General features: G+C 51.0%; 21 protein-coding genes and 1 tRNA gene. 2 read left to right on the top strand and 20 right to left on the bottom strand.

The features are described 5' to 3' along the window. Positions 1-83: 83 nt before the first annotated feature. From DESTI_RS18600 to dapF, 8 genes are all read right to left on the bottom strand, one after another. Positions 84-1,316, bottom strand: a complete 1,233-nt coding sequence (locus DESTI_RS18600; protein ID WP_014811514.1) for a phospholipase C/P1 nuclease family protein — start codon at positions 1,314-1,316, stop codon at positions 84-86. A 165-nt stretch (positions 1,317-1,481) separates the two neighbouring features. Beyond that, on the bottom strand, positions 1,482-2,651 hold the full coding sequence (locus DESTI_RS18595; protein WP_014811513.1) for an SPL family radical SAM protein: 1,170 nt from the start codon (positions 2,649-2,651) through the stop codon (positions 1,482-1,484). Then, positions 2,648-3,592 (bottom strand): ParB/RepB/Spo0J family partition protein, encoded by a 945-nt coding sequence (locus DESTI_RS18590; RefSeq protein ID WP_014811512.1) that lies wholly within the window; start codon positions 3,590-3,592, stop codon positions 2,648-2,650. The genes DESTI_RS18595 and DESTI_RS18590 overlap by 4 nt, the downstream gene beginning before the upstream one ends. After that, entirely contained in the window at positions 3,534-4,391 is an 858-nt protein-coding gene (locus DESTI_RS18585) for a glycosyltransferase family 2 protein (RefSeq protein ID WP_211213693.1), read from the bottom strand. The genes DESTI_RS18590 and DESTI_RS18585 overlap by 59 nt, the downstream gene beginning before the upstream one ends. Before the next feature lie 188 nt (positions 4,392-4,579). Next, entirely contained in the window at positions 4,580-5,875 is a 1,296-nt protein-coding gene (locus DESTI_RS18580) for a class II fructose-bisphosphate aldolase (RefSeq protein ID WP_014811510.1), read from the bottom strand. 133 nt (positions 5,876-6,008) lie between these two features. After that, positions 6,009-6,506: a hypothetical protein gene (locus DESTI_RS18575; protein WP_014811509.1), complete on the bottom strand. Its 498-nt coding sequence runs from the start codon at positions 6,504-6,506 to the stop codon at positions 6,009-6,011. Next, complete coding sequence (locus DESTI_RS18570) at positions 6,503-6,934, bottom strand: type II secretion system protein (protein WP_014811508.1); 432 nt, start codon at positions 6,932-6,934, stop codon at positions 6,503-6,505. Before DESTI_RS18570 ends, DESTI_RS18575 begins: the two co-directional genes overlap by 4 nt. Before the next feature lie 288 nt (positions 6,935-7,222). Next, the gene (gene dapF / locus DESTI_RS18565; RefSeq protein ID WP_014811507.1) at positions 7,223-8,068 is read right to left on the bottom strand and encodes a diaminopimelate epimerase; all 846 of its coding nucleotides are present in this window, start codon (positions 8,066-8,068) and stop codon (positions 7,223-7,225) included. A 75-nt stretch (positions 8,069-8,143) separates the two neighbouring features. Between dapF and DESTI_RS30870 the strand changes: the two genes are divergently transcribed. Next, entirely contained in the window at positions 8,144-8,353 is a 210-nt protein-coding gene (locus tag DESTI_RS30870) for a hypothetical protein (RefSeq protein ID WP_014811506.1), read from the top strand. Positions 8,354-8,481: 128 nt separating this feature from the next. Here DESTI_RS30870 and DESTI_RS18560 read toward each other — a convergent pair whose 3' ends face one another. From DESTI_RS18560 to DESTI_RS18550, 3 genes are all read right to left on the bottom strand, one after another. After that, positions 8,482-8,817, bottom strand: a complete 336-nt coding sequence (locus DESTI_RS18560) for a hypothetical protein (protein WP_014811505.1) — start codon at positions 8,815-8,817, stop codon at positions 8,482-8,484. 83 nt (positions 8,818-8,900) lie between these two features. Next, positions 8,901-10,130: a thiolase family protein gene (locus DESTI_RS18555; RefSeq protein WP_014811504.1), complete on the bottom strand. Its 1,230-nt coding sequence runs from the start codon at positions 10,128-10,130 to the stop codon at positions 8,901-8,903. Positions 10,131-10,221: 91 nt separating this feature from the next. After that, positions 10,222-10,743 carry a response regulator gene (locus DESTI_RS18550; RefSeq protein ID WP_014811503.1) on the bottom strand — a complete coding sequence of 174 codons (522 nt, stop codon included), beginning with the start codon at positions 10,741-10,743 and terminating at the stop codon, positions 10,222-10,224. A gap of 371 nt (positions 10,744-11,114) precedes the next feature. Between DESTI_RS18550 and glgP the strand changes: the two genes are divergently transcribed. Further along, on the top strand, positions 11,115-13,670 hold the full coding sequence (gene glgP, locus DESTI_RS18545; RefSeq protein ID WP_014811501.1) for an alpha-glucan family phosphorylase: 2,556 nt from the start codon (positions 11,115-11,117) through the stop codon (positions 13,668-13,670). A gap of 290 nt (positions 13,671-13,960) precedes the next feature. Here the strand turns inward: glgP and DESTI_RS18540 are convergent, their stop codons facing one another. The 9 genes from DESTI_RS18540 to DESTI_RS18500 form a co-directional block, all read right to left on the bottom strand. Further along, a complete protein-coding gene (locus tag DESTI_RS18540; RefSeq protein WP_014811500.1) occupies positions 13,961-14,317 on the bottom strand; it encodes a hypothetical protein in 357 nt (118 codons plus the stop codon). A 401-nt stretch (positions 14,318-14,718) separates the two neighbouring features. Next, positions 14,719-15,696, bottom strand: a complete 978-nt coding sequence (locus DESTI_RS18535) for a DHH family phosphoesterase (RefSeq protein WP_014811499.1) — start codon at positions 15,694-15,696, stop codon at positions 14,719-14,721. After that, positions 15,680-16,036 (bottom strand): 30S ribosome-binding factor RbfA, encoded by a 357-nt coding sequence (rbfA, locus tag DESTI_RS18530; protein ID WP_014811498.1) that lies wholly within the window; start codon positions 16,034-16,036, stop codon positions 15,680-15,682. Before rbfA ends, DESTI_RS18535 begins: the two co-directional genes overlap by 17 nt. 41 nt (positions 16,037-16,077) lie before the next feature. Next, a complete protein-coding gene (locus tag DESTI_RS18525; protein WP_157212203.1) occupies positions 16,078-16,419 on the bottom strand; it encodes a DUF503 domain-containing protein in 342 nt (113 codons plus the stop codon). 11 nt (positions 16,420-16,430) lie between these two features. After that, positions 16,431-19,331 (bottom strand): translation initiation factor IF-2, encoded by a 2,901-nt coding sequence (gene infB / locus DESTI_RS18520; RefSeq protein ID WP_014811496.1) that lies wholly within the window; start codon positions 19,329-19,331, stop codon positions 16,431-16,433. Next, entirely contained in the window at positions 19,331-19,606 is a 276-nt protein-coding gene (locus DESTI_RS31805; RefSeq protein ID WP_014811495.1) for a YlxR family protein, read from the bottom strand. The genes infB and DESTI_RS31805 overlap by 1 nt, the downstream gene beginning before the upstream one ends. Positions 19,607-19,626: 20 nt before the next feature. Next, complete coding sequence (gene nusA, locus DESTI_RS18510) at positions 19,627-20,985, bottom strand: transcription termination factor NusA (protein WP_014811494.1); 1,359 nt, start codon at positions 20,983-20,985, stop codon at positions 19,627-19,629. A 2-nt stretch (positions 20,986-20,987) separates the two neighbouring features. After that, positions 20,988-21,500, bottom strand: a complete 513-nt coding sequence (gene rimP / locus DESTI_RS18505) for a ribosome maturation factor RimP (protein WP_014811493.1) — start codon at positions 21,498-21,500, stop codon at positions 20,988-20,990. Between the two features lie 116 nt (positions 21,501-21,616). After that, positions 21,617-21,692, bottom strand: a tRNA-Gly gene (locus DESTI_RS18500). Positions 21,693-21,703 lie beyond the last annotated feature (11 nt).

The following is a 21,703-nucleotide window of genomic DNA, read 5'->3' as shown; positions in this document are numbered from 1 at the left end:
CCCGGATTTGCTCCCGCCGATGGCGGGATTACTCTTGAACGCGCACTGGTATGAAATCAGTCCAGAATTGTGTCTGGAATCGCTCAATGAGAAGCGGAGCGCACGGCGTCTCTGGTGACCTGTCCGGTAACGGCCAGACATTTGCTCACGAGTTCGACAAATTGATCCAATAAATGCGGCCGCGCAATCGAGACTTCAGGAAGAAGAGTCTCGACGTGAAAATCGCGATCCTGCACGAAAAAATATTCAGGGTCTTTCCAACTGGAGCCCAATATCAGCCGGACCAGAAGTGAATCGATCATGCCGGCATGGTTTGCAGCAAAGTCAGAGCATCCTGCCATGAGTAATGCAAGATTGCCGAAAGCAAGATGGTTTTCGTCCAGGAGAGCGCTCCTGAACGGATGGGGTGGATCTTCTTTCACAATTTTATTCAACATGAAATGAATGACTGCCTCGAAGAGCAGATGATGATTCTTGAGGTAAAGTCCGAGATTCAGCGTGCGATTCGCAACCTTGGAAAGCAAAAACCCGGGAGCTATGAGTGGCCGGATTACTACGGGCCATGCTTTTGCATGATACGGTTGCGTAAGATCCTGGAGATAATGCATGGCCCAGGCTGTGAAACGCCATCCCCAATAGTGTATCCCATGAGAAAACGCTATCCGTGCAAGGGCAAAATAGAACGTAATACGCTCGGACATGAAACTCTTCTTCAGATCGGGCACAATTCTCCCGACCATGACGTGCTCGTGCAAGAATGCCATATGAAACGGAGCTTGAGAGCTCTTGCCCCTTTCCATTCCAAAGGGTGCCTTGCCAAATCCATATTCGTCAATAGGAAACAGATTCTGGTCCATTCCCCAATCCGGCTCGTCAGCATACGTCGACAAAATATCAATTACCGAAATGTCAGTCCCCTGAGCAGTCGGTACGTACATACCTCCCGGAGGTCCATTTCGTCCGGGGTCGTGGAGAGTGAGGGGGGAAACCTCTTCAGGTCTGAGGATTCGGACGTACGAAAACATGTACGTGGGGTTGAGTCTGAGCGTTTCGAGAATTTGAGTCGCTGACGGATGTGAAGATAGTTTCGTCTCGATCGACTTACAGCCGGTTTTCTCGCTCACCAGATCTCTGAACAACTTTGCCGACCGGGCAATGTCGTCCTGTGCCCGCGTAAAGAATTCTTCAATTGCAGTGACCTGAACCTGGCTCCTCAGCATGGATTCATGATCTTCATCCAATGCCATGCGGGTGAGCAGCGCATGGGTGTTCCACGAGCGGGGTTGTTCAAGAGACTTTTCTGATACTTTTTCCATTTCGGATACTCAGGCAATTCGCGGAGTAATACTCTACAGCGCTTGGAAGAGCGAACATTGGGTGGATCTCATTGAAACGAATGTCCGCCATCCAAACCTTCAAGGAACTTATAGCATTCGCAGGAACGCCAATTTCCGACAAGGAAATTCGCGTTCCTGCGAGTGTTAAAAGTTCTTGAGGTGGGGTTCGGGGAGGAACTTCTTACAAGAAGTTCCTCCCTGATTCGGTCTTACTTCCTTCTGCAGGGCTGAATTGAGATAAGCTTCCAAATCCCGATCGTGCTGCATGTCTATGCCGAGGCTTTTTTTCCAAACGTGGGGCGATTCCATGCACAGGTAAATACGTGCATCCGGAGCATGTCTTCTGATGCGGTCCGCCACGCGGCTGTAAACCTCGATGCGACGATCCGCATGCAGGCGACATTTGCCGTCCAGGCCTCTGAGGAAACCATCATGAAAGTACGGTATTTTTCCGAATCTGGCTTCCGCCACTTCTTTGAGACCGGCAACGAACCTGAGAACACCCAGAGAAATCCATGCAATGCGACTGGAATCGACCGTACGAAAAATCGAATCAACCGTTGAGCTATACTCTTCGTACCATCCCTGGAGGGGAACGATCGGATCGAAGTGGAATGCCAAGAGATATCCTTTTTTCTGCGTCCGAAGCGCTGCCTCAAGCCTTTTCTGCAGCGGAGCAGCCCGCAATTCATCGCGCCGGGTGATCCCTCGTGCATTCACTGAGAAGGCCATAATCACACGCCCCTTCGGATCGACATCGAGGAGCGGATCTATCGCATCGGTCTTCGTCTTGATCTCCAACGAAGCGTTTGGCACGGATGCAAAGAATTCCACCAAACGCGGTGCCAATCCGGTAAGATTATCCAGTGCCAGCGAGTCGGTGAATTCGCCGGTGCACAGTCTCTGGAAAGTGTCCCCGTTCTGCTTTAGATACTGTGTGAGGTCAGAGAAGAGATCTTCCACATTCACGAACAATTCCAAAACCGGCCGATTGAAATAAGCCTGGAGAGCGCAATACCGGCAATCCATCGGGCATCCCTGGCCCACATGCAGTATTTTCAGACCGCAGCAGACGTATTCCGGGGTGCCGGGACACGGTTTGACGAAAACCCCTCTATGCCTGATAAGCCGTAAAATCTTCTTGCCCCTGGAAAACGGATCCGCAGCCAATTCCAGTTCCCGCATGAGCCGTGAGGCATTTTTCTGATCTGTTTCAATGACTTTGGCTTGCGGGAATTTCCTGACGATATTCTTTGTCAGGGAAGCATCTGCAGCCTCCGTATCTATCCAGATTTCTTGAATCGGGAAATTCACGGCCTCGATTCCTCTTTCCGCTTCAGTGCATCAACCACTGATTCCGCTTCATCCAATGAATGTACATGTACCTCTACCACGCATTGGGGATTCTCGAACATGGGAGTAGGGCGCACGGATATTCCGGGTTGAGCAATGTTCTTCGCCCAGGCATGGAATTCCTGTTCTCGCAAAACCAATTCAGGAAATTTCCATGATCTGACAAGGTTGCGGAACCGTTCTGCCCGTTCGACCAGTGGTGAATCATCCGCTAGAATGCATCCTACTTCTTGCCGGGCAAGCAATTCGTCTATGGTCTTCTCGTTGACAACGGAAAGGTCCACGAGCCAGCTTATGACCTCGAATATTTTGTTGGTATTGAGATGAAGTGATTCCATCAATTCCAGGAGCCGAATACGATCGTGGGAATCCAGATCGCAGAGGAGCGCTGCCGTTTTTTCATTGATCCTCGCATCGGCGAGTGCTTTCAGAACAGAGTGCTCCATGCTCCCGATGCGTTTGAGAAGCTCGAGTCTCGGACCCTTGGGAGCAACCCCTAAAACGGGCAGGAAATCGCTCGCAATGGTCTCTCTTGAATTCAGCTCCAGCAGGCGTTTCACAATGTATGCTCGGGTTGCGGGATCGAAATTCCGATGCGCTGCGTTGTCCCAGAAAGCCAGAGCGAATCCGTCGGCTACGGGCATATGTTTTGGCAACACCTTTGCAGGAATTTCGGATTTCCCCAATTCGCGCAAACACTGCATGCGGCGACGTCCCATCACGGGAATTATCACGCCACTCGGGGACATCTGCACGACGGGCGCATTGATGAGTCCAACCCGCTCGATGGACTTTCTGAGAGGATCGATATCCGAAAAATGCGGGATCAGGTACGTTACATCGTCAAGATCCACTGCATTCGGGTTCACCATCGCTGTTTGTGTATGATCGAGCCAGTTCAAGGTACGTATCAGCCTCGTGTTCTTTTCCTCGTTTTGAGCACCCCAGAGCGACAATGCGGCACTTGCGGACTAATTCTTTTACCGCAGCCCGGCGATATTCCGGTTGCAGATCAGCGTTCGCGAGAATTTTCGTAATTGCGCGAATCCGAAAAATGTCGATCGCCTGCGTAGTCATGGAGAGTTGATCTCCACTGCCGCCATGTTTGACGACAAGCTTCTCCGGAACGAAATCCACAGAATGAAAAGCGGTTATGCGCAGCCACAGGTCATAATCTTCCGCTGCTGGGAGCTCCGGGTCGAACCATCCCACTTGGTCCAACAGGCCACGGGAAATCATGACAGATGACGGGCTGATGAGACAGCGTTCCAGAGCCCGCTCGAAGAACTTTCCGCCTTGCTTACGATGAATACCTTTCTGGGAGACGGGTTCTCCGTTTCTCATCCAGATTTCGTCGGTATGACAAATAAACTCTGTTCCATTCGAGCCGTAGAGATTCACCTGTCTCGAGAGCTTTTCCGGCAACCATTCGTCATCCGAATCCAGGAACGCCAGGAGCCTGCCGGTACTGTGCTGAATTCCCTTGTTTCGTGCAGCAGAAACACCGGCATGGAGTTGCGTAATAACCGCAATTTCAGGAAAAGCTTCCCGCACGATCTCATGTGTGGAATCGGTCGATCCGTCGTCAACCACGACGATCTCGTAATCGGTGTAACTTTGACACAACACCGAACGGATTGCCCGCTGCACCAGGTGGGCACGGTTGTACGTCGGGATGATTACGGAAACAAACGGCATCATTACGCTCATCGATCAGATTGAAGATGTGTCGGCACGAAAGCACGGCACCCACCAATACTCCAATCTTCAACCGGACATTGATTTTGGCAATTCCTATGACGTGACGGATGCGCCTGAACGAACAAAATCAAAAGGCCCAGCGCTGAATTGCCGGGCCGTTTGCTCTATCCGTTATTGGGAAAAAGGCATTAATCCTCGAAGTCACCTTCAGGTCCTTTGTCGGAGTTGATCAGTGCGCCTTTTTCTCGAATTTTTTCGGTTGTCCATTCAGCGGGATCTTCAATTCTTTCGGCTTTGGGGCCCGGATCGTAGGAACCCGCTTTGAGAATCGTCTCGATTGCCAACCCAGCGGTATCTCCGCCGTTAAACACGTCAGTGATAAGGCCGTAGACGAAGTCTTCCACGTCTTTGATCATTCTCTCTCGGATTGCTTTAGGCTGGCTGAGCAGCCTATTTTCGAAAGGTCGATTCAACTTCTTGAAGTCACCGCCCCTCCAGCCTTTTTCCTGGGCGAAAGAAACCATCTCGCTCCATACGTCGTCTTCGATGCCATGGTCCTGCAATTTGATGAAATTCCCGTTCTCATCCAGTTGTGCATTTCCATACTCGTTTACTGTCAAGCCCCAGGACACCATCTGTAACGCCGTTGCCACATTGGCCTTCGTGGTACGCGTTTTTTGCGCGATTTCCCGGAGCTTGTCAAAGCTGTTGCCAGAAGTTCCGTGCTGTGCGCCTGAAACCTTGTACGGTTCCAGAGCCTCATGTATTCGGCCAGTGAGTCCGACCTGGATTCCCGCACTGGAGGCTTCGATTCCGTGAGTGGTTCCGTTGTTGAGCGCGATCCAGTTGGGAAAAATGCCGTGCGCGTTCAAGCCGCGTATCAGGAACAGTGCTTCGTCCACTGTGGAGAGGCCCTGTTTCCCCTTGATTTCACCGACTTCCGTTTCATAACCTGCCCAGTCAGGAACGTATTGATTCAATGCGATACTGGCTAACAGATTCTCGGCATCAGGGAGATGAGATGCATCTATTGCTATCGAAGTCACGCCTGCATCGAACATACTGACGATCTCGGTCTTTGCCTGGTCGATATCCTTATCTTTCTTGATCCCGTAGTGATCTGCGTGAATCGCTACCGGGACGGTAATTCCTTCTTCATTGCAGATCTGGTCCACGAGCAATGCCATATTCCAGAAATTCACCGCGCAGTAGGCGTCTCTACCGCCTTCGGATTTCGCAATCTCGATGAGAATTGCAGCATTGGCTCGTTGCGCAGCCTTCATTGCGCCTTTGATCACAAACCCGTTTCTCACGCTGGCTGCAATAGCAATGGCATTGCCTTTTTTTATCATGGCCTGATCGATGACTTTACCGCTGACGATCAGGGCGTTGCTGTTGGGAAAAAGTTTCGCAATGTTCGGTGGACGACCTATTGAAAGAGCTTTCTTAAAATCTTCCGCAGAGATTCCTTGCACAAGTTGCATGTGCCCCCTCCATTTTTTCCGTAAAACGGCTGGATGCCGAAGTATTTTGCTCAGATCTAACCTTCTTATTATAGAGATTAGGCCTTGACTACACAATATGCTTTGCAGATTAGTGAAAGATGTGTGCGCAGGATCAATAAGACTTTTCCGGCCCGAGTCCGGTGGGGCCGGCAAATTTTCTGGATTCTCTTTCCCATTGGACCTGAGCCGGGGGGTATCCTGAAGCTTTCGTGATTTTGAGATCGAATTCGATTCGGTCCGTTACTTGAGGCACTTTTCTCAGAGGGCATCGAACCGCACCAAAATGGAGCGGCCTAAAAGCGTCATTTTCCCGGAGGGAATACTTCAGTCCCTCGAAATCGAACTCTACTCTTTTTATCCACCATAACGTGCCGTTATGCAGTTCGACTTTCAAATACGGGCTGCGATCGTCTTCACGAAACCTCAGGTACGCAGTTGCAAAAACTTTTCTCAGGTCGCTTTCATTGAGTGCTTCATAAGGGGGGGTGACAATTGAAGACTGAAGCATCCACGCAACAAGCGCCATTGCCGAAACGAAGACAATGCCTATCACTGACGTGACAAGATAAAGCTCGTGACGCCTGAGAGTTTCAATCCAACGTTTTCTCATCCGGCATCGTCCTGGGCTCGCGAGGTTGAAGTCATTTTGCCTGTTTGAGAATCATAGCGATGGAGCACCTTGCTTCCGGTAAAGAATGCATATGCAGTAAAAGCTCTTCTTTCTTTGCCCGTGGTTTTCATGCTGAGTACTACTTTTCCCGGAACCAGCACATCCGTTTTGGTGCCGTCCGGAGCAGTAAGATATAGGTCTATGCCCCGACCCGCAATCTCCGCATCGAAATACTGCTTTTCTTTTGCGAAATAGTCTTCCTGGGCTTTGGCTGCAAGCATGAGGACTTTTGCGGCTTGTTCGCTCATGCGTCTTTCTTTATACGAATCAACCAGTAACAGATAAATCGCGGAAAGTAATGCCAGTATTACAACGGCAAATGCCATTTCAAGCAATGTAAACCCGGCTTGAGAATTCCTCGATTTCATAGAGCCCATCTCCCGACTTCTGCTGCAGCGGCAGACGATGCCGTTCCGCTTTTGTCCCGGAATCAACAGCGTTCCAGGATTGTTCGGTAGGGTACTATTTCAGAACATGGGGAAAGTCAAGCAACCTTTCGAAAAACATAATCAAATTGCAGCCATTCAGTCATGAGTGGGTATAAGGAATTCTGTGCCCTGAAAGGGCGGCCCAATGGTAGCCACGAGGTGCCAACCCGTGGACAGCAGCGGCACGCCCCCATGGGACTGTAGAAAGCTTTTCCACGCGCATACAAATCAAATAGTGATTTTACCATCAAACACAACGACTGCCGATCCGGTCATGATGACGGGATTAGAACTGCCTTTCCATTCAATTTCGAGTTCACCGCCCAACAGCTCGACTGTTGCGGAGGATTCCGTCAATCCTTTCAAGTTCGCAGCAACTGCCGCAGCACAGGCTCCTGTGCCGCAGGAATATGTCTCACCGCTCCCCCGCTCCCATACCCGCATTTCCAAACGAGTCCGATCTATGACCCGTATGAACTCCACATTTGTCTTGGCCGGGAACAGAGCGTGTTTTTCCAGTGACGGTCCGTATCGTTGAGGAAGCGGAGCAGGGTCCTCGTCCACGAAGATTACACAATGGGGGTTACCCATAGACACCAGGGTGGCGTGGAACAGCCTCCCTTCAGCTTCAATAGGCAAGTCGATGACAGGCGGTTCATGCTTCACTGCTGCGGGAATACGTTCAGGGTCGAACACCGGTGCACCCATATCAACCTTGATCTTTCCGATTGTCCCATCCGGTCCGGGGATGAGATCGAGTATTTTTACTCCGGATCTCGTTTCGACGGGTAACCGCATTTTTGCAGTGAGTCCCTTCTCATAAACATATTTTGCCAGACAGCGTATTCCGTTCCCGCACATTTCCGCAAGGGAGCCGTCCGCGTTGATGTAATCCATGAAGAAATCGGCTATACTTGATTGTCTGACTACGATAACTCCGTCTGCTCCGACTCCGGCCCGCCGATCGCATAATTTGGCGACCTGGTCACCAGCGAGACTCACAGTATCGTTCAGGTCGTGAAAAATGACGAAATCGTTCATAGTGCCGTGCATTTTGAGGAAAGATACTTCCATAACTTCTCCGGTAAAACTCACCGATCGGCCGTTAGAATCACGCCCGCTCGGGCATAGGGTTCTTCGCGTTCATTCATGAAATATGCAATCATACTTCTCGTATTGATAGTGTGTGGGCTTGCAATCGATTTTGTTCTCGCCAACCGCGGTGAGGTCCACGGGGGGCCGGCAAAGAGACTCTCGATCCTGGCTTCGAGAGTGCACCGCATAGTGGGAATAATTGCGATACTAGCGATTGTGCTCTTTTGTATACGCTTGCTCACTTACCTCATTCTGGGTGGATAGCCGGTCCGTATTAGAATTGTCAAGAATTCTGACGCTTATCCCACGTCCATACAAGAGATAGTGGTCTCTTGAATGCTCTAAGCTGAATTTGATCTGGAGAATGCTTCACTGCATTTACGCGAATATACTCAGTCAAAAGACCCGGTGAGAATCTTTGTCAACTCCACGGTATTCAACCAATCCGAGGTCTCCTGCTGACACCGGGGACATTCGCGAAACTGATCCATGGAAGAGTACCCGCAATATGGGCACGTCTTCACCGACTCCTTGGGAGTATCGATCTGTTTCACGGACCTCTTCTCGAAATAGGTCGGAGTGGCAAGACCCGCCTGAATCAGTTTTTCGAACAGTTCCTGCAAGCCTTGGAATGAAATGTCATACTTATCCATGAGCTGCGTGTCCGTCAACCCGGCCTTTAAATCCGTCATGATCGCTTTAGCACTGATTTTCTTTGGGGCGGACACTATGCTTGCCTCTGGGTGGTTTTCACCTGCTCTGTATAGAGATTCCGGCCCGAATTAAAGCGGGCCGGTGAATGTGCGAGAGATCAGATCATTTCAATGGCGCATGCCATGGAGACTCCGCCTCCTCCACAAAGTGTGGCAAGTCCCAGGCTCTTGTTTTTCTTCTTCAGTGCATGAATGAGACTGACTATCAGACGTGCTCCCGTGCAACCCACAGGGTGCCCGAGACCGATTCCGGAACCGTTCAGATTCGTTATGTCTCGATTGAGTCCGAGTTCCCGTTCGCATCCGAGGTATTGAGCGGCGAACGCTTCGTTGAGCTCTATCAACTCGAAATCTTTCAGGGCTATTCCCGAACGTTTGAGCAGATTCTGAACAGCCGGCACAGGGCTCAGTCCCATAATTGTGGGATCGCATGCGCCCATGCCGACGGCTTTTATCTTTGCAAGAGGAGTCAGGCCCTCGCTCTTGGCGCGTTCTTCGGACATAAGCACCATGGCCGCTGCGCCGTCATTGATGCCGCTTGCGTTTCCGGCAGTAACAGTTCCTGTCTTGGGAATGAAAACCGGCTGTAACCTGGCGAGAGCTTCCATGGTCAGGCCGGGTCGGAAGTGTTCGTCTTTATCGAAAATCTTGGGATCTCCCCTTCTCTGAGGGACGCTGATAGGAACGATTTCTTCCGCAAAGGAGCCGTCCTGTGTGGCGCGTTCCACATTATTGTGACTCCTGAGAGCGATCTCGTCCTGTTCCTGTCGCGAGATCCCCAGTTTGAGAGCCACAAACTCTGCCGTATGTCCCATGATGTAGGGCTTACCCCTGAAGAATTCCACGGGCCCGTCCTGCGGATACGGCAACAAATGAGAACCGCAATGAAGGCCGGTTTGCATAGCGTCCACGGCAACGCCATTCCCCATGCGCATTCCCCATCGGGCATTTTCCAGGGTATAAGGAACGCCGGACATGTGTTCCACACCACCGGAGAGGATGACATCGGCTGCACCGGCTTTGATCATCGCCGCACCTGACAGAGTCGCTTCCATCCCGGAAATGCACACTCTATTAATCGTCGCAGCCGGAACGGATTCCGGAATCCCGGCCATGAGAGCGCCGATACGCGTAACATTCATTGCATCGGTAGGATTCAAGCAGCATCCGAATCGAACATCGTCAATGATTTCCGGAGATATCCCTGCGCGATCCACAGCAGCCTTCATCGGCACGCTGGCAATTTTCGCACCGTGCATATCGCGCAAAGTGCCGCCAAACGCACCTATCGCCGTGCGGCAAGCGGACACGATTACCACGTCTGTCATATGGAACTCCTTTTATGTGGGTTATGGAAGGACATTCGGCCGTTTCGATTTCATGAGGAAACGGCCGAATGTCCTGGAAAATCCGGCACCATTACTTGATAATTGCGGCCTCGTCCACTGTCAGTTTCTTCTCGAAATCCTGCCAGAATTCATTCTCAGATTTTCTCCAGTCTGACCCAAATTTCTTGTTGAACAGACTACCTACCTGGTCCAACGCTTTCTTCCAGGCAGACTGGTAATTCAGCTTGAGGACATCCTCAAGGAAGGGACAAAGAGATCCGAGTTTCTCTTTGGGCAAATATGCCCGAGCGCCCAATTCTATCGACTTTTTCAAGGCATCCGGAGTGAAGGCGTGCGCGGTGAGCATTACGGTCGGGAATCCTGCATTGTGAGCTATCTGGAGAAGCTCGAACCCCCGCACACCCATAATGTCGAGGATGACAAGATCGTAGGTGTACGAAACCAGATACTGCTGGGCTTTCTCAAACGTTGTAGCCGTGTGCAGCGTGCAGTTGGCGGATTCCGAAAGTTCCTCTTCAATGATGTCCAGGACATCTTCCTCATCATCCACCGCAAGGATCAGCTTGTCTTGTAAGATTTCAGACTTGGGCATCGACAATCCTCTTTGTGGGACCTTATTGCACAGTCCCCGAACTATTGATGATGTTCATAAGGGGCGAGATTCAGCGGCATTCTGCCACATAAGCCCGTGCCGCATTGAAGGCGGTCCCGCTGGACGAACCAGCACACAACCTTTAACATTATCATGCTTACCTATACCGGCGCGTGAAGTCAACTGTTTCCCGTCCCTTTTTCAGACTTCTATATGCTCATACGCGCATTTCCAGGATTCTCATTGGAGGGGCGTTTTATGAGCATTTATTTAATTCTTCCCCGGCAGAGAAGCCCTGCCTTATTTTATGATATACTTTCCGGAGCCGATGTGCTGTCGGTCATCCCGATAAACCCCGGAGTGAGGTTTTCATGGGTCTGAAGAAATACGTCGTCGTGCCTCCAATGGAAGGGGCGCTTGAAATTTTAAGAGAAATTGCGGGAAATATGTGGTTTTCCTGGAATATCGAGGCCGTGGATCTCTTCGATCACCTCGATGAGAGACTCTGGGAAGGAACAAATCACAATCCTCTGCAGACCCTTGTAAAATTATCCAGCCACCGGCTCGGCGAGATTCAACAGGATGTGGGATATAAAGCCTATGCGGAAAGGGTTTTGCAGCGATTTCGATCTTACGTGCGAAGCACTCGTTCCTATGAGTATCGCCTCGAAGAACCGATAGATTTCACAACCGCGTATTTTTCTCTCGAGTTCGGAGTGACGGAGAGCTTGCCTGTCTACTCCGGAGGCCTCGGACTTCTTGCCGGGGATCATCTTAAATCGGCAAGCGATCTCAACCTGCCGCTCGTCGGGATAGGGCTGATGTACCAGGAAGGTTATTTCCGCCAATCCCTGTCACCCGAAGGATGGCAGCAAGAATACTATCCCCGTACGGCGTTCGACACCCTACCCATAGAAAAACAAACTGACGCTGCGGGTAACACGCTGATCATCAGCGTGGAACTGGCTGGAGAACCACTATGGTTCCGGGTTCTGCGAGTAATGGTGGGCAGAGTGCCCCTTTATTTGCTCGATGCCGATATTTCTGAGAATTCGCCGCACATGAGGAGCGTCACAGCTCGCTTGTATGGTGGAGACATGGAAATGAGAATCCGCCAGGAAATACTCCTCGGAATCGGCGGGACAAAGGCTCTCAAGGCGATGGGAATAGAACCGGCCACATATCATCTGAATGAAGGACATGCAGCGTTTACCCTTTTTGAAAGAATGCGCTACTTCATCCAGGAAGAGGGTCTTTCTCTGGAAGAAGCAAAGGAGATGGTCACGAGCCAGAGCATTCTTACCATTCATACGCCTGTTCCTGCCGGCAATGACGTCTTCGATCGCGGACTTATGGAAAAGTACTTCAAGAAACCGGTGGAAGATCTCGGGATGAATTTCGATTCTTTTCTCGGACTGGGAAGAAGAAGGCCCCAGGATTATTCAGAAGGCTTTTGCATGCCTGTGCTTGGACTGCGTATGACTACCCGGGCAAATGGGGTGAGCCGCCTTCATGGCAGGGTCACGCGGGATATGTGGCATGAAATCTGGCCCAATGCAAATATGGACGAGGTCCCGATTTTCCCCATCACGAATGGAATTCATATTCCATCATACATTTCCGGCGATCTCCACAAGCTCTGTGACAGGTATCTCGGCCCGGGCTGGACTGAAGACCCGGACAACGAAAAAATATGGCTGCGAACCGATCAAATTCCAGATACAGAACTATGGCGCGTTCATGAACGATGCAGGGCGAGGCTGGTTAATTTTGCCAGAAAACGTTTGATCAAGCAGTATGTCCATCAGGGCGCATCGGCACGGGAAATTCAATCAGTCGAAAACATGCTGAATCCCGAAGCGCTCACCATCTGCTTTGCAAGAAGATTTGCCACATACAAGAGAGCTACGCTTCTGTTTCGTGAACCGGAGCGCTTGGCTGCCATTCTCGGAAACCCCGACAAGCCCGTGCAACTGATCTTTTCAGGGAAAGCCCATCCAGCAGACGATTACGGAAAAGAGCTTATCCGCAGGATCGTACAGCATATGAAGGAGGAGCCTTTCCTGAATCGCATCGTATTCATTGAGGATTATGATATCAACGTCGCTCGATATCTCGTTCAGGGAGCCGATATCTGGTTGAATACTCCGCGAAGGCCATTGGAGGCCTGCGGCACTTCAGGGATGAAAGCCGCTGCCAATGGGGCACTTAACGTAAGCATCCTTGACGGCTGGTGGGACGAGGGATTTCTCGGGGACAACGGCTGGGCAATCGGGTCCGGAGAGGAATACGACAATTCCGTGTATCAGGATGATATCGAGAGCCGCGCTCTTTACGATATTCTTGAAGAAAGCGTCAGACCTCTTTTCTACGATCGCGGCGATGACGATCTTCCACGTGGATGGATACGTATGATGAAGCGATCAATCGGAACCATCTGCCCTGTGTTCAATTCACATCGTATGGTCAGCGACTATATCGAGAAATGCTATGTTCCTGCGGCAAGAGCTTATCGGGAACTCCGAATGGATAACTTCGCGGTACTCAAGGAAATGGTGGCCTGGGAAAAAGGTCTGAAGTCAGATTGGGGCAAGATTCGTGTGAAAGACGTGAGCATTAAGAACGCATTTGATGCGCTCAAAGGAAAGATGGTTGAAATGGTGGTCCGGGTAGACACAGCCGGTCACAAGCCCCATGAATTCAAAGTGGAACTGCTCCACGGTCCGGTTGACCTCTGGGATAATTTCAAAGTGCGGCACGTTGTACGATTTCAGCCGGACCCGTCTATGCAGAGTAACGGGGACGTTCTCTTTACGGGACAGATAGAACTCAGCGATACAGGCCGGTACGGATATGTGGTAAGAATTACCCCCGATAACCCCAACATGCCTCTCTCCAGAAGCCTGGACCTGGTGCACCGGTCATAGCCCGGCGAAAAACAATCGGGGAACCCCATCAAAGGTGATTCCCCGAAGCTTATTCTAAGCTTCTTATATTGTTATTAGTCAGTGCCAAAAAATTCTGTTGTTTATCCCGGCGTGTGATTACAGGATATTGGTAGGGGCCGGCGTCCCTGCCGGCCCGAACTAGTTGATTTGTATTTGAAAAACGTGCCGGCACGGAGGCACGGCACCCACCAATACTCTTTTTCCGAATCAGACATTAGTCTTTGCACTTACTATAAATCGTCTTCGTTTTTCAGAACCACACGAAAGCTTCATCGGCCGATCGGGGGTGGGGGAGGAGTGTTCTCCGGATAAATCAGTCCTATGGGCAACTGACATTCCACAGGGTCCACCTGGACAGCCTGAGGTCCGCGGTAGTAACCGTTTATGTCCCATCCCCATAACGGCTGAGCCCAACTCCCTGTGTGATAAGGGGAACTCCGGAAACCATGAATAGCCTTTTGTCGCGTGAATACCGTGTTATCGACGTACATCGTCTGACCGTATCCATGAGGCAGCCAGGAAACCGATGCAGGAGCCTGGGGAAACATCTGTCCCGCCAAACTGATGGGTGCTGCGGACACAATCAGGATGAGAATACATGCAGTTATGAGAAAACAGCGGGACATGAGAAAGCCTCCTGGAATAGTGAGTCAAATTTTATTCAATTATACCAGGAAACTATTCAATAAGTCAATAATATGCTTTAGCAAGCTCAAGGCTCGATCTTTCGAAAGACAATATATTTGAGTATCTTATAGTCAGTACCAAAAATTCAGTCGCTTATCCCGCGTGTGAATTACAGAATATTGGTAGGGACCGGGGTCCCTGTCGGTCCATCATACCGATATCACTTACTAATATTGAATATGTGCCGGCACGGAGGCACGGCACCTACCAGTAGCCCTGTCCTCAGTCGGACATTAGTTTTGGCAAATCGTATAGTCGAAGAGTGGAGCGATCACGCCAATTCGAAAGAAATTCTCCGTGAGATGGAGAGGAGGCGTCGTTATCTCAGCATCACATGCACTTACTGAGAGTTCGCGTGCTCGAATGCATCACTCACTGCATGGACCAGTCTTTCCTTGAGCTCGTTCACAGGAAGCTTTGATTTAATGCCAGCAGCATATTTATGGCCGCCACCGCCGAGGGTTTGCGCGATTGCTGAAACATCCACCGAATCCTTCGATCGCAGACTCACTCGTACCAGTCCGTTTTCCATATCCGTGATGAGAATCGCAGCCTGTACCCCTTGGTACTCTCTCAGGCGGTTCACCAGATTCTCGGCATCGGACATGTCAGCTCCAAGCCTCGTGAAATCGTCTGTTTTCAAAACGCTGAGGACAAGCCGTCCACCAATCAGAACCTCTGCTCTGTCCAACACGAGGCGCTCCAGATGAAGTCTCGCGAGGGGGAACTCCTCAAACATTCGGCGGGTAATCTCGTAGGATTCAAATCCCGTGTCGAGCATCTCCGCTGCTATTCGCATAGTATCACTGTTCACGCCGGAAAATCGGAAACAGCCGGTATCCGTTACGAGGCCCGTATAGAGACATTTTCCTACATTCGTACTCAACGCGTACCCGGCACCTTTGAGTACTCTGAATACCAGCTCCGCAGTCGATGTTGCTGAAGTATCGATGAAGTTAACATCTCCAAAGGCCGGATTGGTCGGATGATGGTCGATATTGATCAGTTTCGCGTTTTTCTGAAATCCAGAAATGTCCCCTGCAATACGAGGCTTGTCTGCGACATCCAGAACCACGATCCAATTCGGCGACTGTATACTCGATGGCTCGGTAAGAACATCCGCGATTCCAGGGAGAAAGCCGTACAAGTGCGGAAATTCCTTGTCAGTCAGCGCCCAGACGATTTTGCCCATTTCCTTGAGGGCCAGGTACATCCCCAGGAGGGAGCCTATTGCGTCTCCGTCCGGATTTGTATGAGAGACCACCACAAAACGGTCTTCATTCTTGAGCAGCACGGGAATATCAGGATTCATCATCATCTTTGGGACCGATTTCCTTCAATATCCTATTAATCCGATGAAAATTATCGAAAGAAGTATCATAGAAAAACGCCAGCTCGGGAATATACTTGAGGTCCAGTTCCTGACGGAGCTGACGCCGTATGAATCCTTCAGCCGCATTCAGCCCCTGAAGGTGAGTCTCGGTTTTACCATCCGTTAGACTGCTGAAGTAAACTCTTGCAGACTTAAGATCTGCGCTCATTTGCACTTCCGTTATGGTAATTCCCTGGACTCGAGGATCCTTTATCCTGAGAATCACAATATCGGAGATGGCTTGGCGCAGGAGTTCAGCTACTCGATTTTTTCGGAAATTTGCCATGTCTCGGAGTTCTTGGATGTTGTTCCTGAATTGGCTTGGAACTAGTAATGGACGATCTCTATGCGGGAGTCTACTATTTCGGCCAAGTAAAGGCTTTCCACATAGTTGATAATGGTCTCGAGCATAGTGTGAGCGTACCCACTGTCATTGGTGACAACCGAGAATCCGATGGTACACCGTTGCCACTTGTCTTGATCCGCAACTTCAGCAATGGATACGTCGAATTTACTACGAACCTTTCCGAGTATGCTCTTAACCACCTGTCTTTTAGCTTTCAGCGAGGACGAATTGTGAACCATCAACTCGATGACGCCTATACCAACAACCATGCGAATGCCGTGTCCTCTCACCAGAAAGAGAGGTGCTTTTTGTTGATCGACCACCGCAACACGTGTTACGGAGTCAGTTTTGCGGATTCCTGTTCGATTGTGAACGCCTCTATGACGTCGCCGACCTTGACGTCCCGATAATTCTCCAGGACGATACCGCATTCGTATCCTTCCTGGGCTTCCTTGATGTCATCCTTAAAGCGCTTCATGGACACGATCTTGCCCTGATATACCATCACGTTGTCTCTGAGCAAGCGAACCTGATTCGATCTTTCGATCTTCCCGGAAACAACATGGCATCCCGCAACCATACCGACCTTGGGAACACTGAAGGTCTGTCGAACCTCCGCACGTCCCATAATGTTTTCTCTTTCAATCGGTGCGAGCATGCCCTCCATAGCCTTCCGGACATTCTCGATGGCTTCGTAGATGATGGAATAGACTCGAATATCGACTTTTTCCTGCTCAGCAACTTGAGCGGCCTTGGGAGTGGGCCTCACGTTAAATCCGATAATCAGAGCCTTGGAAGCGCTTGCGAGCATGACATCGGATTCTGTAACCGCGCCGACTCCGCTGTGTATGATCTTCACTTTGACTTCCTGGGAAGGAATTCCGGAGAGTGCCTCTTTGAGGGCTTCCACGGAACCTTGCACATCACCTTTCACGATGATGTTGACTTCCTTTACCGGCTGCTCCTGCATTCTCGCCAGGAGTTCGTCAACCGATGCGGGACTGACTATTGCCGCCTCGTGTTCACGTATTTTCTGCTGACGATGTTCCCCGATCTGTCGAGCAATTCGCTCTTCATCCACCACCAGGAACACATCGCCTGCTTCGGGAACTCCGGCGAATCCTTGCACTTCCACAGGAGTGGCAGGACCGGCTTCTTCCACCGGTTTGCCTTCGTGGTCGAGCATAGCTCGCACTTTGCCATAGTGGATACCAGCGACAAACGCATCCCCGAGTTTCAAGGTCCCTTCCCTCACCAGGACCGTGGCTACCGGACCCTTTCCTTTATCGAGGCGGGCCTCGATGACGGCACCGATTCCTCTCTTGTCAGGCCTTGCTTTCAGTTCCATCATCTCTGCCTGAAGCAGAATGAGATCCAGAAATTCGTCAATACCCTGATGGAATTTGGCACTTACGTATGCAAAAAGGGTGTCTCCTCCCCAGGATTCGGGGATCAGTTCATGCTGGCTGAGTTCCCGAATTACTTTCTCCGGGTCGGCTTCGGGTTTGTCTATTTTGTTGACTGCCACAATAATGGGAACATTGGCGGCACGGGAGTGGTTGATGGCCTCTATCGTTTGGTCCTTGACACCATCGTCGGCAGCCACCACCAGGACGACGAAGTCCGTTACCTGAGCACCCCTTGCACGCATCGCAGTAAACGCTTCGTGTCCGGGAGTGTCCAGGAATACCAACTCGCCCTTAGGCACCTTGACCTTATATGCACCAATATGCTGAGTTATTCCGCCAGCTTCCTGATCGATAACATGGGTTTCCCGGATTGCATCCAAGAGGGATGTTTTTCCGTGGTCGACGTGTCCCATGACTGTTATTACCGGAGGTCTCGAGACCATTTCCTCTGCCCGATCCAGTCGGACGGTGGGAAGCAGATCCTGCTCGCTCTGTTCGGCGGATTCCACCTCGAATCCGAATTCGGAGGCGACGAGCGTTGCAGTATCATAGTCGACGTTTTCATTTATCGATGCATGTACACCGAGTGTCAGCAGATGTCGAATCACGTCTGCAGCCTTGACACTCATTTTGTGGGCCAAATTGGAAACGGTGACCAACGCAGGGATTTTTATCCGGCGCTTGATTGCCTTGGGAACCGTAATCTCTGTCTTGCGAGGCTTGGCTTTCCTCCCTTTGCCCCGAATGCGGCCGGCCCGCACTTTTTCATCGTAGAGGTCGTTCTTGAGGACCACTTCTTTGCGACGCCGGATTTTTGATTCATCGAATCGTTCGTCCGGAACCTCTCGGGTCTCTCGGTCCTTCTTCTTTTTCTTGCGTTTCACTTCTTCCGAAACAGCATCCGGCACGAACTGAGTAATCTGCGGCTGCTCTACTCTTCTCGGGGCGACGGGCGGAGGAACGTACGCAGGTTTGGGAGCGGGGGGCTGCTCTACTACACGCTCGACCCTTTCCGGTTCTTTGGGCGGTTCTTTCTTGAGTTCCACTTTGCCGATAATCTGTGCCGGCTGCATCCGCTTTTCTTTTTTCTTCTTTTTTCGCGGATGTCTATCATCGAAGCCGCGTCTTTCCTCGCCTGCAGGTTGTTCAGGTACTGCTGTACCGGGTGCCTCTGCCGTGACGGGTGCCGGCCCTTGGGCTGCAGCAGGTTCAGGCGCAGGTTCCGGCGTCGAAATCGGCTCTACCTGAGCAACCGATGGAGCCGGCTCTTCGGCGACTTCCTGTTGAGGCTCGGGTTCAGGTTGAGCGATGACGGGCCTCTCGAGCTCAGGGGAGGGGACGACTTCGAGTTTCGGAGGTATCTGCTGAGGAATCTCGGGTTCCACCGGTTTGGGTGGTTCAGGCCTTGGCGCCATCTCGATAATTCTAGCCGGTTCAGGTTTTCTCATTTTTTTCAGTGGCTTTCTAAGTGGTTCGCGCGGGGAAGATGGTGGTTCCGGTGTTTCAGGGAACCCTTCGGACTCCGGTTCTTGAACCGTTTCCGAATCGACGTGAGCTACATACTCCTGGTGCGACTGCGTTTCTCTCTCTGAAAACGGGGTAGGTTTTGCGCGGCGCCTAATTACGGTAGGTTTAATACGTTTTTCCACAACCTCCCGTTGAGGTAAAATTGTCACCAGTTGCGCGCGCAATGCAGCAGGATCGTCGGTTTCCAACGAGCTTTCAGGTCCTTCAACCTCATAGCCCATGGTAACGAGTTCCCTGAGCAGGTCTTCGTTTCTGACCTTCAGATCTCGGGCCAGGTCATCAACGGTAAAAACTGTCATTAAGTCATCCCCTCTTTGAGCCCTGTAAGCAGTCCTTCCTTCGACGGGACAGTCGTTATTTTACGACGTAGCGCCTTTTCGAGACGGGCCTTTTGTAGGGCCTTTTCCAAACATTTTTCTTCGGGACAGGCGTAACAGCCTCTTCCCGGAGTTTTTCCCTTTGTCGTTCTACTTACTACGCTGTCATCTATTGCCGTCAAACGAATCATCTCCCGGGCCGGTCGTCGTCGTCCACACCCAATGCAGCGTCTAACGGGAATATGTCCTCTTTCCATTCAGTGTCCCGCAGTCCGGCTCAGGCTTCCTGATGACCGGCTCTCAGTTCCACCACGGATTCCGTCTCAGTCTGGCCGGAAACTTCAACTTCCTCATCCGAAGATTCAGTTTCAATCTCTGATTGATCGGCTTCCAGTTCCTCAGGTGGGTTGGCGAGATATCTCAGAGCACCCTGAAGAAGGGCTACTCCTCTTTCCTGAGTGATTCCCATGAAGCTCGTCAGCTCTGCGAGTGTGGCCCGTGCTATGTCCTCAGGATTGCGATATCCATTGTCAAACAGTATGGTCGCAGTTTCCTCGTCCATTCCGTCAATTGCCAACAATCGTTCAAACGATTCTCCGGTAATTTTCTCTTCTTTGGATTCACTCCTGACGTCTATTTTCCAGCCGGTCAGTTTTGCAGCCAACCTGACGTTCTGGCCTTTCTTTCCGATGGCCAGCGAAAGTTGATCGTCGGCAACGATTACTTCCATGGTGCCGGTGGCTTGATCGATTATGACCTTCGAGATCTCGGCGGGCTGCAATGCATTGCAGACGAAGTGAGCAGGATCGTCGTGCCATGGAATAATATCTATCTTTTCGCCCCTGAGTTCCTGGACAACCGCCTGAACTCGCGAACCTTTCATACCTACGCAGGCACCTACCGGATCGACATCGGCATCGGAGGATCTGACACCAATTTTGGCTCTTTGACTGGGTTCCCTCGCCGCACACATAATGCGGACAATACCTTCGGCTATTTCCGGTACTTCCTGTTCAAATAGCTTGACGAGGAATGCAGGATTCGATCTTGAGAGCACGATTTGGGGGTCTTTTTGAGTTCTCCGCACATCCAATATGAGTGCCCGAATCCTGTCACCCTGTCGATAGGATTCGGTAGGGATCTGCTCGTTAAACGGCAACACAGCCTCGGCTCGTCCCAGATTGACGACAATGTTCCGCTTCTCGAACCGTTGCACTATCCCGGTAACGATATCATTCTTCCGGTCTTTGTATTCCGTGTAGATGTTTTCTCGTTCGGCATCTTTCACTTTTTGGATAATGACCTGCTTGGCCGTCTGTGCTGCAATTCGTCCGAAGCTTTCCGTTTCCATTTTCACGCCGAGCTGGTCGCCGATTTCCGCTTCGGGATCCAATTCACGCCGGGCAGTATCCAGATCGATCTCCGTTGTGGTGTCTTCAACCTGCTCCACGACATCTTTGAAGAGGAAGACCTCTACTTCGCCGGTCTCGTCACTGAACTGAGCTTCCAGCTCAACTCTGTTTCCGTATTTCTTGCGTGCTGCTGAGACCAGTGCGGCTTCGAGCGCCTCAACCAGAGTATCTCTCGGTATTCCTTTTTCTTTTGCAACCTGGTCTATCATGCGGTTCAAATTCATGGTCAATCCCCCGATGCCGATCGTCTCCTTAAGTCATTACGAAAAAGTTCTTTTTCCGGAAGATCCAGGCGGGCTGTTTCCAGTTCCTCCGGATCGATTTCAATTCTGTTGCCTTCCAATGTAAGCACTATCTTAGAATTCTCCACGCCCTGAAGCATTCCTTTAAAGTTTCGTCTGCCCTGGACTTTGGCACGAGTCTTCAGTCGAACCGGCGAACCGGCGAACCGGCTGAAATCCTGCAACTTCCTCAAAACCCTATTAATTCCCGGAGAAGAAACTTCTAATACGTATGCCTGTTCTATCGGATCCTTCACATCCAACAAAGCGCTCACCTGCCTGCTGACGGCCTGACAATCATCCAATGTCACTCCACCTGGAGCATCGATATACAGTCTTAGGACCCAACGTCCGGCTTCGAGCTTGAATTCGACTTCTACCAGCTCTATTCCTTCCGGATCCAGCAAGGGTTCTATCATTGCCCACAATGCGGTAATAAGTTCCCGATCTACTTTCATCTACACGCAAGCACCTTTTAATACTATCGAGTTTGCTGCGTAACCCCACTGACTCCACTCTGCTCCCGATAATAAAAAACCCGGGAACAAGACCCGGGTGGTGTTCAACCACACTCTGGAGCGGGCAACGGGGTTCGAACCCGCGACATCAAGCTTGGGAAGCTTGCACTCTACCAACTGAGTTATGCCCGCACACGACAAAT

The organism is Desulfomonile tiedjei DSM 6799, from assembly GCF_000266945.1.
Taxonomy (GTDB): domain Bacteria; phylum Desulfobacterota; class Desulfomonilia; order Desulfomonilales; family Desulfomonilaceae; genus Desulfomonile; species Desulfomonile tiedjei.
Note: the sequence above shows the minus strand (reverse complement) of the source record. Positions and strands in the feature narration are given on the sequence as shown.